Consider the following 12,384-nt stretch of genomic DNA (forward strand, 5'->3'; position numbering starts at 1 on the left):
CTTTATACATCTTTTCAACTCATGTATAATTAATGTCTGAATAATTTTTCAGTCTTTAACTTGACTTTTCTTTCAAAAACTTTAAAATTTCTTGGTTGAATTGTTGGGGATTTTTTCGTGCAAATGTATGTCCCTGTCCAGAAACTGAGACAAATGAAGCATTTGGAATTGTCTTTGCTAAGTATATGGAATGTTTGCGTTTTATAATGTCATGCTCCCCAACCAATATTAAAGTCGGGCAACTTATTTGTTTTAAATCTAATTCTGAGACACCAATATCATGGAGTAACAAACTGAGAATGGATAGTTTCTGCTGTATTTTCTTACTAAATAAGGAAGGAATGAAAACAAAACCATACAATGCATAAATAGCTGCTAACACTAAAAAACGAACTCCACTTGTTTTTGTGTTTCCTGCATTTAAAACGAGTCGATGAACGTATTCGGGATACGAAGTAGTAAACATCATTGCTAAGTTGGCTCCATCGCTAAACCCGAGAAAGTCTGCTTTCCGAATGTTTTCTAAAAGCATTATTGTTTTCAAATCATCGACCATTAGTGGGAAGTTTAAATTTTTGGAGACGTTAGTCGAACGCCCATGCCCACGGCTATCGACTAAGAATATTTGAAAACACTTTTCCAATTCAGGCACCTGCTTAGAGAAATATTTCCCGCTGCCACTATTCCCATGTAACAAAAATAGTGGAAAACCTCGTCCGTTTTTCTCGTAATAAATTTGACTGCCATCTGCCATAATAGCATATTTCCTTTCTTTTTCCACAAAATCACCTACTCGTAATATATATGATCAAGGAGACAAACCTTTTCTTGCTTGCTTCTTAATAGTCTTTTATTTTCAATTGATTTATTATACAAAAAACACCCTATAAAATAGATTTTTTTCGGGTGTCTATTCTATAGGGTATTATATTTCATACTTCTTTATAACGCTCTTACTTGTTTCAACGGCCAGAAAACAGCTTGGCCTTTTCCGACAATTTCATCTTCTGAAATAAATCCGAACATTCGACCGTCTTTTGAAACTTCACGATTATCTCCTAAAACAAACACTTGGCCTTCTGGCACTTTCGTTTTTCCAGTGATTTGTTCTAACGTAAAGTCTGGAGTTAATACACGGCCTGCTGCTTTTTCTTTAAACTCTTTTAAATATGGTTCTTCCATCGCTGTTCCGTTTACATATAAAACATCGTTTTTATACTCCACTGTATCGCCTGGTAAACCAATCACTCGTTTTACTAAATCGTATCCTTCTTTTCCGTGGAAGACGATAATATCAAAGCGATCTAATCCACTTATACTATAACCAATCTTATTCACAAGAACTCGTTCGTTATTTTCTAAAGTAGGCATCATCGATTCACCTTGTACTAATGAAGGTGTAAATAAAACACCGCGAATAATAGCAATTAATACAAGAGTAAATCCTATCGTTTTAGCCCATGAGAATAATTCTTTCTTCGTATTTTCCTTCATCGTTTCTCCTCTTTCTTACGTGTTTATTGTATGATTTGAACTAATTCTTGCACTAAATTAAGATCAATTTCAGAAAAACATGATTTCCCTTCTCTTACCGCTGTACCGACATGAGCTTGCGAAATTCCAGTTTCATCTAGCAATCGCTTTATATTTTCTTTCGTCACGCCAGCTCCAGCAACAAGTTGAATTTGACCATCGCTTACCTTTTGCATTTCTGCAAGCACCGGAATATTCTCTACTATATTTCCTTGTCCACCTGAAGTTAAAACGTGAGTCACTTTATGAAACTTCTTTAAAGTTTTCATCGCTTCTACTGGATTCTCTATATCATCTATCGCTCGGTGATACGTTACATTTATTCCCTCTACAACAGATAGTAAATTCGCTAATTTCTCTTCATCCACTTCATTTCGTTCGTTTAATACACCTAATACAACACCAGCTGCACCTAACTTCTGCGCAATGATAATATCTTCCTTCATCATTTCAATTTCTTCTTCCGTATATGTAAAAGACTTCGCATGCGGACGAATCATTACGTGAATCGGTATATGTACTGCTTCTACCGCTTTTTTAATAAATGCATAACTCGGCGTTAAACCGCCTTCTGTATAAGATGTAATTAATTCAATTCGCTTCCCGCCAGCTCGTTCAATTCGTTTCACATCTTCTAAACATGTTGCAATAACCTCTAGCATGAGATGACCTCTTTTCGTGCTTTTTTCTTATTATACAGTAGCTGAAATAAGAAACATAGCATTCTCCTATAAAACTGTAAAAAGAAGAATGAAAAGAAAGATTTTTTTATTGATTGCCTTCATTGTTAATATTATATTCTACTAAAAAAGGAGTAACCCCTAGAACTTCTGACTAGGTGTCACTCCTTTTTATTTTACAAAAATACTAGGTTTCCCCTATACATTTAGTTATTTTTCTTAGTTACTTCATTATAATAGTGGCTAAATGCTTCTACTAATGCGTCAACTGACGCATACAATTCTTCTGGTGTATTATCTACCCCTCCCATTTCAATAAGTAATGCATTGGGAGAAAGGTCTTGATTATATACTCCGTTCCCGCTTTTACGATCTTTAATAAAAATCCCTCGGCTTAAACCGTAATACTTCTCATCTAAATATGAATTTATTGCCGTTACTATTTTTTTATTTTTTTCATAGTTAGGATTTTCTCGTCCTAAAATAAAATAGAGCCGAGCATAATTCTTTCCGTTAATATTTTTTGTTGTAATATTTTTTCGTGCATCGTCTCTATGAAGGTCCATTGGAAACATAATATTTTTATCTTGTGCTAATTTATCTTGTAATATTTGACGGGATCCTTTGTAAGATTGGGCCCAATTTAAATTTTTATTTCGCAGAAAATCCCTCATATTTGTCGTATCATGTGAAACACCTATTCCTTTTTCTTCTAACTTTTGTTTTAAATAGTTTCCAACAAACGTAATATTCACTTCATTATTTGTACTGGAAGCATCATCGGGTATCGTAGCACCTGGAATGAGAGGAATAAACGCTTCCCAACTATGTGTATGATAAATAAAAACTTTATTTTCACCGTTATTTTGTGTATTTGAATTTTCACCAGTAGAATTGTTTTCTTTCCCACTCTTTGGGTGTTTAATAGCAGTACCTTTATCTTTAATGTTATCTAAAGGAATACTGGATTCTTCAGGAATGTTCGTATAATCTGTTCCTTCTCCAGCAATTAATATTTCCGAATAAAATTGATTCATATTAGGAAGTTCTCTAGTTAATAAACTTCGGAGATCATTTATATTAATGTTTGTAGAAAGTGACAGTAAAAAAGATTCCAAAGACGCTCGTCCTTTTTCTTTATGAAATTCTTCTGCAAAATAACGATTTTCACTTTCTATCATATACATAAGACCTTTAGTAGAATTCGTTCCTAATAACTGATTCATATAAAATGATTTAAATACGCTGGAATTACTAGAAATGAAGAATGAAGTGAGGATACATATAATAGTGAATAAAATACATATCACTACATACCTTGCATTTAATACTTTCAGTTTCACTTTATTCATTTTATATCTCCCTTCATTTACTATATTCTTACGCTTAATTTTCAATGAATATGATTAATAATTTAATAGAACTGCCTCAAACTACTATGTTTTCATTTAACCTCTTTCCGTAAAGCAAATGAGGTTAAAGTTTCCATATACAAATATCATCAAAGATTTTAAAACAAATTAAATAACCTGAGTCTATATAAATATAGAACTCAGGTTATTTAATACTGTTTACTCGATAGGAGTCACTGCATTTTGATGGACTTTTTTATTTTCCATGTCAATGCCTAATTGGTCTTTCAATAATTTCATACCTTTTTTTGTAAGATGGACGGCTCTATTCTTATCCGTTTTTGTAATCCATTCCTGTTCAAAAAATAGTTTTGCTATCGCAGATCCTAACCAACCAGAAATATGGTAGCGTCGTTCACTCCAATCAAGACAAGGTTTTGCAAATACCCTTCTCTTTATATCTGCCGTTTCAATATTTATTCCAAAATTCAGAAACCATTGCTTACCTTGTTCCGTTACAATGTATTCTCCTTCCTTTAAAATTATAAATTCCCTATGTAGTAATTTTTCAGTTATCTCTACACCGAGTCTGCCTGCAAGATGATCATAGCAAGTTCGAGCATAACGAATTTGTTTTAGTTGATCCGATTGTTTTAAAGACCGAACTTGGACTGATGGTGCAATTGTTCCTAACTTTTCAAGAACTTCTGCTACCTCTTGATTAGCAAGTCGATAGTAACGATGTCTACCATGTTGTTCAACTGTAAGTAGATTCCCCTCTACTAATTTAGAAAGATGAGAACTAATCGTTGGATGTGACACCTTTGCCATATAAGCCAATTCGCTAGCAGGTAGTGCCTGATTATTCATTAGACAATCTAAGATAATTGCTCTTGTAGGTTCAGCAATTAGTTTAGCTATATATGAGATATTCGGATATACATTCATATTTCGATGATACCCTAACTATTAAACTGATACAATTATTTTAAGTTTAATAGTAAAGGAGAATGTATTATGAATGCAATTGATCTTAGTATATTAAATTTGAAAGAAACGAGAAGGCGCTCAGAAAAATTATGGAATTCTCTTCCCGATAATTTTCTTAATTGGAAGCCTGATCATGAAGCTATGTCCTTTGGTGAGATGATTCGTCATGTATGGAGCTCAACTTTTTACTATCATATGATTTTAAAAAACAACGGCTCAATAAATGATATACATTTCCCGTATGATGACGAGCCAATTACTTGTATAAAAAAAGAAATTGAATTGGCACAATCGTACTTTACTGACTTCATAGAGTATGTTCAATCCATAAGCATAGCTGAGCTAGATTCAACCCTTATTGATCGAAGCGATGTTGGCTATCAAAGATATTTAGGCGACATGCTATTACGAATTGCCTATCATGATGCGGTCCATGCTGGTCAATTTTTACAATATTTACGAATGATAAACTTTGAAAGACCTTTAATTTGGGATTAAATATAACAAATGTTTACAAAGCTTTCAAACTGGCATTATAATAATACGCAATCAATTATCTAACTAGTCAAAATTCTTCCCGTTAGTTAAAAAGAGCAATTTAGTTGTTGTACGATAATTAATATATGGGGATGATCACGTGAAAAAGCACTCTGAATTAAAAAAGCATTTATGTGAACTGGAGGAAAAACTATTAGAACCTAAAACTCGTACAAATCCAGCAGAACTGGACAAATTACTTGCAGACGACTTTTTTGAGTTTGGAAGTTCGGGAAACGTTTGGTATAAGAAGGATTCTGTTGGTGGAGACGGACTTAGTGTGAGAGAAATGACTCTTTCTAATTTTGAAATATACCCTTTATCGAAGGATACTGTGTTGGCGACATATCTTGTAAGAGATGAAACTAGAATGCAGAATACTTTGCGAAGTTCCATTTGGAAACTGATAGATGGAAAATGGCAAATGTTTTTCCATCAAGGAACACTTACAAAATCATGATAACCATTTATACTAAAAATCTACATCTCAATTTGGTACGTCGTACACATAAAAAGCACGTGTTCGATTACTAATCAAACACGTGCTTTCAAAACAACTATATTGTCCATAAACAATAAAATGTAAGTTAAAAAAACTACGACCGAAACGCCGCATCCGCTAACATAGATAGTGTTGCATCATCCATCGGCGGATTGTGCAATCCTGCTCTGACGTTTAAATAGTAACGATGAAGCGGATTTTTTTCTGATAAACTTTTTGCTCCTACGATGCGCATTGCTTTATCTACAATAGATATTGCCGCATTTGTTACAGCATATTTCACTGCTGCTAGTTCGGCTTGCAATGATAGTTTATCCTCTGCCTCATCGTACTTTTTCGCAATTTGATATAAAAAGACGCGAGCTTGCATAAGCTCAAGTTCTAATTCTCCAACTAATCTTCTAACATTCGGCAATAAACTAATAGAATGATTTAAACTATTTGGCTTGTATGATCCCGCAAACTGAACTGCATAATTTCTTGCTGATTGTGCAATTCCTAAATAACATGCTGGTATATGTAGCAACCAGCCAATACCCTTTTGTTTCACTTTCCCGCCCTTTACATCTGTAAAAAAGCGATTTTCTATCTCTACATTTTGTAAGACAAGGTCATGACTAGCAGTCCCTCGCATCGCAACGCTATCCCACGTTTCTTCAATGGATACACCGAGCATATTTCTCGGAATGACAAACTCTCCAACTTCTTCTCGACCTTCAATACTCGCTGAAATAATAAAATAATCAAGTATTGGCGCCATCGTTGTAAAAGTTTTTCTTCCATTTATAATCCACTTCTCGCCTTGTTGAACCGCTATTGTTTCTGGCTTACCACCACGCGTCGGACTCCCTGTTTTTGGTTCTGTTGCTGCCCGATTAAAGAGTGCACCGTTACGTACTTCTTCGCAAAACCATTTGAACATCTCATCATTCCAAGAGTGATTTTCCGCTAGCTCTTTCACAATGCCAATATGCCAGCCAATCGATAACGCAGTAGCTCCGCAGCCTTCCGCGATTTTCTCTTGAAATAAAACAAAGTCATATAAAGAAATCGCACTACCACCAAATTCCTTCGGTAACGTTAATTTCGTATATCCGATATCTTTCAAATCACTTATATTTTCATACGGAAATGATCCTAATTCACTTAGTTGATGCTCTCTTTCCATGAACTTCGGAATCAATTTATTTATTTGTTCAATAATGAAAGATTGTTCTTCTGTTTCAACAAATGAGAGTGCCATACTATAATCTCCTTTATGTTCGATTCATCAACCGCTCACTTTTTCATTATGATTATATGAAGCTACCTCTCTATTGTTTCACTATTCCGATAAAAATACAATGTTTTTGACCAATAAGAAAAGTTCCCATTTAAAATAGGTTCTTTTCTTATATTAGTCTCCCTTCAATGCCTTTAACGGCAAAGAGGTTACATATCCAATGTACGAGAATAATTCTTTAAAGAAGAATGGTATTTCTGTGTCTAACGTTTTATATGCTGATGTCGGCGTTGGTGAAGCATACGCTTCAATATTAATATGTTTTGCGATTCTCATTGCGCGTTTCATATGAAGTGGATCACTTACAATCGTGTATGTGCGTATTCCGTTCTCTATTCCAACTTCCTTCGCATTCTTTAAGTTTTCTTCTGTGAAAAGGGATTTTGTTTCAATTAAAATATCTTCCTCTTTTACACCTTGTTTCATTGCATATACTCTTGCAGTACGCGCTTCCTCAAGTTCTGCCTCGAACTTTGTACCACCCGTAAAAATAATCTTTTTAATGTTTCCGTTCTTATATAAAGAAATTGCATGATTAATTCTTTCTTTAAATACAGGGGATGGTTTTCCATTCCAAGAAGCCGCTCCTAGTACGATACCAGCATCCGTTTTCATACTATCATCTGTTTTAAAACGATAGCTCCAAATATCGTAAGCTGCATAACTTACATATAAAATAGCAGAACAAATCATTAGTAAAAACACTTGAAAGATTCGTCTTTTCTTACTTTTCTTATTTTCTTTCATTTGTAATTGCCTCCGTACATCATCCATACTTCTATAAAAAACATTTATATCAAATCGTTTTGTTTGAGTTTATTTAAAAGAAGGAACTTTACTTGTTATTTATATATAAAAGGGTTTTCATTTAAAATTGAGGATTATCAATTCATTTTCATTTGCGGTTTTCATTACATGTTTTAAATTCATAAGTTTATTACCATACAACTACATTGTAACGAATTTTTTCTCAGAAGGGAACGATGAAACAAAAGTAATTAAAATAAAGTAGCATTTTGTAAGAAAAAAGGTATATTTTTCATGTATTACGAACAATATACCTTTCAAAACACGAATTATAACTTTTCTTTATACAATTCTAATTTTTCCAATAAACGAGCTTTCACTATTGGCCATTCGCTTGCAATAATACTATACACAACTGCATCTCTCACATGACCACTTGGTAATTTTCTTTCATTTCTAAGCACACCTTCTTTAACTGCTCCTAAACGTTCAATTGCTCGTTGTGCTTTTTCATTTCTTGCATCCGTCTTAATTTGTACTCTCAGCATATGCAATTTTTCAAAAGCATAGTGAAGAAGCATATACTTACACTCTGTATTTATACTCGTACGTTGCACACTTGGATGATACCAAGTCTGCCCTAACTCTACTGTTTTATCTTCTACTGAAATATTATATAAACGTGTACTTCCTACAATCGTATTCGTCTGTTGATCCACTACAACGAAAGGTATTTGAGTACCCTTCCCATAACCCTGTATCGCTTTTTGAACGTATTGCTGCATATCTTGAACACTATCCATTTTAGAAATTAAATACGCCCAAATATCCCGATTTCCTTCTACAATCGAAAACAAAGTTTCGACATCATCACTATCTATTATCCGTAACTTTGCTCTTTCGTGAATTATTTCCATTTGAAAGCCCCCTTTGTTGTTACTATATCATATGAAAATAAAACGTTTTATAAGAATAATAGAATGTATTTAAAACAATTCCTTTTCAAATATATTCTTCTCGTATAAGGCGGGAAAGCTCATCACTGACCTTTAAAAAGGAAAATTTCGATAATTCCCAATAAATGCTATATAATGATAAACGGGAGGGGATAAAAATGCTAGATCAAATTACTTGGGGAACGCCAGGCAGCTTATTATGCTTAGGTTTCTTTTTTGCAGGGCTAGGAATCTTCTTAAGAAGTATGACATCATATTCAAAAAATAAATAAAAACATCACAAAAACAGAAAATAGTATATTTTCACGTTTTAGGATATTTGATTTTCTTAGCATGATAGTGATGTGGGAATACCCCGATTTTAAACAAAAGAAGCCTTCCTTTTACAGAAGGCTTCTTTTGTTAGAGATTTATCTTTTTAAAACTTTAAAGTAACAAATAAGCAATCGGCGTAATAATAAGTAATGTTAATATCGTTCTTTGTACGTAGAGAATAATAAGTTCCGATACTTTTAACGGAATGTCTGTCGATAAAATACAAGGAATGGAAGCTGAGAAGAACAATATAGATGATACCGAAACAACCGCAATGACAAACTTTGTCACAAGTGGTGCACTTACAACTAAAAGAGAAGGTAAAAACATTTCTGCGATACCAACAGATGCCGCTTTAGCAGCTAGTTCTGCTTCTGGAAGCTGTAAAGCCCACGTAAATGGATAGAAAATATAACTGATCCAATCAAATATTGGCGTGAATTTCGCTAAGACGATACCAATTAATCCGACTGACATAATGGATGGTAAAATGCCCATTGTCATGATAAATCCGTCTTTTAAATTTACTGCGATATTTTTCATAATACTTGGTGCAGATTTCGATACTTCTAGCGCATCTTCCCAAGCGCGTTCTAGCATTTTCTCTTTATAAACGGGCTCTGGGAACCCTTCTTCTGTTACATATGTATCTGGTTTTCTACTAAGTGGTGGAATTCTTACGGTGATAGCAGTTACGATGAATGTTACAACAAGAGTAGTCCAAAAATAAACATTCCATAAATGCATAATGTCTAATGTTTTTGCGATGATGATCATAAATGTTGCGGATACTGTAGAAAAACCTGTAGCGATAATAGCTGCTTCTTTTGTCGTATACTTCCCTTCTTTATACACGCGATTCGTAATTAATAAAGCCAACGAATAACTCCCCACAAAGGATGCAACCGCATCAATTGCTGATCGTCCAGGTGTTTTCCATAACGGTCTCATAATCGGACGACAAAACGTACCGATAAATTCTAGTAATCCGTACCCGACTAATAACGCTAAAAAAGCCGAACCAATTGGCACGAGTAAACTTACCGATATTACTAGTTTTTCATACAAAAACGGCCCTACATCTGGTGCAAAGAACCAAGCTGGTCCTACTTTCAAGCAATATAATACACCAAAGACAACACCAACTACTTTTAAACTAGAAAAACAAATGTCTACGATAGATGCATTCCATTTTTTTGTATAAAACGGATAAATTGCACCCATTATCATAACGAGTAGTGCGTAATAAGGTACGACGCTCGGAACCGAAGTCCTGATCCATGATACGATATGATCAATCATAATGGACGAAGCACCATTTATCGTAACTGGTACGAAAAACATAAACACCCCAACTAGACTAGCGAGTATAAACCGAAGAATGATCCCCTTCTCACTCCTTGTCTTAATTACATTCTTTTTTAATTCAATTTCACTCAAAATTCCACACCTCCTATTATCTAAATATTCTGTATAATAATGTTACATTCCTTCTTTCGATTTCTAATATTTAATCATATGAAAAAGCCTATTTTAAAATAGGCTTTTTCTACTACCTCTCATAATCATCCACAATAACTTGAATAACACGATACGATTCTTCTGCCACTATTTTATTACTAGTCTTATTCGCATCATATGTAATTAACGCCTTCCAAAGTGCCCATCCTCTCGCTCTATTCCACATTTCTTCATCTATGCACAATACTCCTTTAAATACGTTTCTGCTACTTTTATCAAAAAATGTCCATGCCATCGCTGCATCACAAGAAGGATCCCCTACTCCTAAAATCCCAAAATCAATTACGGCGCAAAGCTTTCCGTCCTTAACGAGTAAATTTCCTGGTGCAACATCTCCATGAACCCAAACTGGTTTACGCTTCCACGTTGACTGAAGTGCTACATCCCAAAGGTGCTTTAATACAGTTTCATCAAAAACGTCCTTATTATTTTCGATAGCACCTCTCGCTTCTTCATCATATACAGATATAAGCCCGCCTCGGTAAAAATTATGTGCTCCAGCTATCGGTCCATTACTCGCATCAATGGATTGCAATTCTACTAAAAATGCACCTAAGTCCGCCGCAAATTCATTTAAGTCACGAATATTTTGTTTCGTAACTGTTTCGCCCTCTATCCATTTATTAATAGACCAAGGCCATGGATACGATTCAGACGGATTACCTTTCGCAACTGGTGTAGAAATCAGTAAAGAAAGCTCCTTACTTAATATCGGTAACCACTTATTTTCTTTCTCTACTTGTGGTGCATATGCCGCATCACTTGGCAACCTTACACTCATCTCATCCCCTAGATGAAACGTTCTATTATCATGCCCACTAAACTTTACAGGTCTCACTTCTAAATGTGCCCATTCAGGAAACTGTTCCTCTATCAACCTTTTAACTAAAGCAGTAGGAATTTGATTCATCCACTTATCCCCTCCTCTTTTGAAACTTACTAAGTCCTTCTGTACTCCCAACATATTCAAAACCATTTCTCTTATAAAAATCATTCAACGTTCGATTATGTCCAACACAATCTAGTTTCAAAAACTCTTTGTCACAGTACACATTCTCGTCTATCCATTGTAAAATCCACTCTCCGATTCCATTCCCCCTATACTTCCGTTTCACTGCAAATCTATGAATGTATAAAGAATTAGAAACTTCCTCTTTACCAAAAATACGCTCATCCCATTCATTTTGTTTAGGAGATACAGTAACAGTACCGACAATTTCACCTTTTTTCGTAACCACATATGTATATTTCTCTCTTATACACTCTAGTATTTCAGCTCGAGCCTCTCCGCCTAACAAGTACTGCCATTGATCCACTTCTTTATGTTGTAGCCACTGTGCAACTTCTTTTAATAGAATGATAATGCTGTCGCTTTCCTCTTCAGTAGCAGTTCGAATTGTATATTCTTTAACTGTGTTTCGCTCCATATTGCCGTTCTCCTTTCAAATTACTACTATACTGACAAACGCGTTCTACCGTCATTTTCGTCTGTCACGTATTCAACATAAAAACCTTGATTCCGTGCGTTTTCATACATCAATTCAATCGCTTTTTGGTCTTTCGCATAAATGTGTATGTAATCACCGTCTGCTACTAATACGACTACTTCACACTTGCTCTCTGTGAACTCTTCATATGTTTCAATCTCTTCTAATACTTCTCCTTTTGGATACGCTTTCAAATCTGCAAAAATGAGATAATATATGTTGTCTTTTATTAATTTTTTCAATTCTAATCCACTCATTACCTTGTTATCTTCTGAAAATAATTCTGGTCCTAGTCCATCAGGTAATATGAAATAAGATTCCTCGTTTTCCACTCGCCAATCAAATGAAGTAATATCGATTGGCTTTAACACTTTCCAAAGTAGATTGTCATATTCATTTGGAATATCTACAAAAATCCCTCGTTTCATTTGTTCGCTCCTTTCTTGTGTATTGTCGTTTTTGTTTTATACATTATATAACAC

General features: G+C 34.5%; 14 protein-coding genes. 2 read left to right on the forward strand and 12 right to left on the reverse strand.

Going from position 1 to position 12,384, the window contains the following annotated elements; all coding sequences use genetic code 11:
- Positions 1-55: 55 nt before the first annotated feature.
- The 5 genes from ACSG5Z_RS07640 to ACSG5Z_RS07660 all read right to left on the reverse strand — a co-directional run bounded on the left by ACSG5Z_RS07640 (position 56) and on the right by ACSG5Z_RS07660 (position 4,513).
- Positions 56-781, reverse strand: a complete 726-nt coding sequence (locus ACSG5Z_RS07640; protein WP_435711202.1) for an alpha/beta fold hydrolase — start codon at positions 779-781, stop codon at positions 56-58.
- A gap of 161 nt (positions 782-942) precedes the next feature.
- Complete coding sequence (lepB, locus tag ACSG5Z_RS07645) at positions 943-1,494, reverse strand: signal peptidase I (RefSeq protein WP_088063882.1); 552 nt, start codon at positions 1,492-1,494, stop codon at positions 943-945.
- Positions 1,495-1,517: 23 nt separating this feature from the next.
- Positions 1,518-2,195: a copper homeostasis protein CutC gene (locus ACSG5Z_RS07650; protein WP_097858945.1), complete on the reverse strand. Its 678-nt coding sequence runs from the start codon at positions 2,193-2,195 to the stop codon at positions 1,518-1,520.
- Between the two features lie 224 nt (positions 2,196-2,419).
- Positions 2,420-3,565, reverse strand: a complete 1,146-nt coding sequence (locus tag ACSG5Z_RS07655) for a stage II sporulation protein P (protein WP_435711203.1) — start codon at positions 3,563-3,565, stop codon at positions 2,420-2,422.
- Between the two features lie 219 nt (positions 3,566-3,784).
- Positions 3,785-4,513 (reverse strand): ArsR/SmtB family transcription factor, encoded by a 729-nt coding sequence (locus ACSG5Z_RS07660; RefSeq protein WP_262749435.1) that lies wholly within the window; start codon positions 4,511-4,513, stop codon positions 3,785-3,787.
- Between the two features lie 69 nt (positions 4,514-4,582).
- Between ACSG5Z_RS07660 and ACSG5Z_RS07665 the strand changes: the two genes are divergently transcribed.
- Both ACSG5Z_RS07665 and ACSG5Z_RS07670 read left to right on the forward strand, forming a co-directional pair.
- Positions 4,583-5,053, forward strand: coding sequence for a DinB family protein (locus ACSG5Z_RS07665; protein WP_137014486.1), 471 nt, complete (start codon positions 4,583-4,585; stop codon positions 5,051-5,053).
- Positions 5,054-5,192: 139 nt separating this feature from the next.
- Positions 5,193-5,552 carry a nuclear transport factor 2 family protein gene (locus tag ACSG5Z_RS07670; RefSeq protein WP_000716630.1) on the forward strand — a complete coding sequence of 120 codons (360 nt, stop codon included), beginning with the start codon at positions 5,193-5,195 and terminating at the stop codon, positions 5,550-5,552.
- 136 nt (positions 5,553-5,688) lie between these two features.
- Here the strand turns inward: ACSG5Z_RS07670 and ACSG5Z_RS07675 are convergent, their stop codons facing one another.
- The 7 genes from ACSG5Z_RS07675 to ACSG5Z_RS07705 all read right to left on the reverse strand — a co-directional run bounded on the left by ACSG5Z_RS07675 (position 5,689) and on the right by ACSG5Z_RS07705 (position 12,330).
- On the reverse strand, positions 5,689-6,837 hold the full coding sequence (locus ACSG5Z_RS07675; protein WP_087984555.1) for an acyl-CoA dehydrogenase family protein: 1,149 nt from the start codon (positions 6,835-6,837) through the stop codon (positions 5,689-5,691).
- Positions 6,838-6,990: 153 nt separating this feature from the next.
- Positions 6,991-7,623 (reverse strand): YdcF family protein, encoded by a 633-nt coding sequence (locus tag ACSG5Z_RS07680; protein WP_060487279.1) that lies wholly within the window; start codon positions 7,621-7,623, stop codon positions 6,991-6,993.
- A 329-nt stretch (positions 7,624-7,952) separates the two neighbouring features.
- Positions 7,953-8,540, reverse strand: coding sequence for a GNAT family N-acetyltransferase (locus ACSG5Z_RS07685; RefSeq protein ID WP_060487280.1), 588 nt, complete (start codon positions 8,538-8,540; stop codon positions 7,953-7,955).
- Positions 8,541-9,005: 465 nt separating this feature from the next.
- The gene (locus ACSG5Z_RS07690; RefSeq protein ID WP_435711204.1) at positions 9,006-10,334 is read right to left on the reverse strand and encodes a YjiH family protein; all 1,329 of its coding nucleotides are present in this window, start codon (positions 10,332-10,334) and stop codon (positions 9,006-9,008) included.
- A gap of 112 nt (positions 10,335-10,446) precedes the next feature.
- Positions 10,447-11,325 (reverse strand): aminoglycoside phosphotransferase family protein, encoded by an 879-nt coding sequence (locus tag ACSG5Z_RS07695; RefSeq protein WP_435711205.1) that lies wholly within the window; start codon positions 11,323-11,325, stop codon positions 10,447-10,449.
- A gap of 4 nt (positions 11,326-11,329) precedes the next feature.
- Complete coding sequence (locus ACSG5Z_RS07700) at positions 11,330-11,842, reverse strand: GNAT family N-acetyltransferase (protein ID WP_097858938.1); 513 nt, start codon at positions 11,840-11,842, stop codon at positions 11,330-11,332.
- Between the two features lie 26 nt (positions 11,843-11,868).
- The gene (locus ACSG5Z_RS07705) at positions 11,869-12,330 is read right to left on the reverse strand and encodes a DUF2691 family protein (RefSeq protein ID WP_435711206.1); all 462 of its coding nucleotides are present in this window, start codon (positions 12,328-12,330) and stop codon (positions 11,869-11,871) included.
- Positions 12,331-12,384 lie beyond the last annotated feature (54 nt).

Origin of the sequence: Bacillus pretiosus (assembly GCF_051294775.1) — a bacterium.
Lineage (GTDB): Bacteria > Bacillota > Bacilli > Bacillales > Bacillaceae_G > Bacillus_A > Bacillus_A wiedmannii.

Excerpts from the sequence above, each read along its gene's own strand:
- ACSG5Z_RS07675 (WP_087984555.1), bottom strand. The coding sequence starts at position 6,837 with ATGGCACTCTCATTTGTTGAAACAGAAGAACAATCTTTCATTATTGAA.
- ACSG5Z_RS07685 (WP_060487280.1), bottom strand. The coding sequence starts at position 8,540 with ATGGAAATAATTCACGAAAGAGCAAAGTTACGGATAATAGATAGTGAT.
- ACSG5Z_RS07660 (WP_262749435.1), bottom strand. The coding sequence starts at position 4,513 with ATGAATGTATATCCGAATATCTCATATATAGCTAAACTAATTGCTGAA.
- ACSG5Z_RS07680 (WP_060487279.1), bottom strand. The coding sequence starts at position 7,623 with ATGAAAGAAAATAAGAAAAGTAAGAAAAGACGAATCTTTCAAGTGTTT.
- ACSG5Z_RS07665 (WP_137014486.1), top strand. The coding sequence starts at position 4,583 with ATGAATGCAATTGATCTTAGTATATTAAATTTGAAAGAAACGAGAAGG.
- ACSG5Z_RS07650 (WP_097858945.1), bottom strand. The coding sequence starts at position 2,195 with ATGCTAGAGGTTATTGCAACATGTTTAGAAGATGTGAAACGAATTGAA.
- ACSG5Z_RS07695 (WP_435711205.1), bottom strand. The coding sequence starts at position 11,325 with ATGAATCAAATTCCTACTGCTTTAGTTAAAAGGTTGATAGAGGAACAG.
- ACSG5Z_RS07705 (WP_435711206.1), bottom strand. The coding sequence starts at position 12,330 with ATGAAACGAGGGATTTTTGTAGATATTCCAAATGAATATGACAATCTA.
- ACSG5Z_RS07700 (WP_097858938.1), bottom strand. The coding sequence starts at position 11,842 with ATGGAGCGAAACACAGTTAAAGAATATACAATTCGAACTGCTACTGAA.
- lepB (WP_088063882.1), bottom strand. The coding sequence starts at position 1,494 with ATGAAGGAAAATACGAAGAAAGAATTATTCTCATGGGCTAAAACGATA.
- ACSG5Z_RS07655 (WP_435711203.1), bottom strand. The coding sequence starts at position 3,565 with ATGAATAAAGTGAAACTGAAAGTATTAAATGCAAGGTATGTAGTGATA.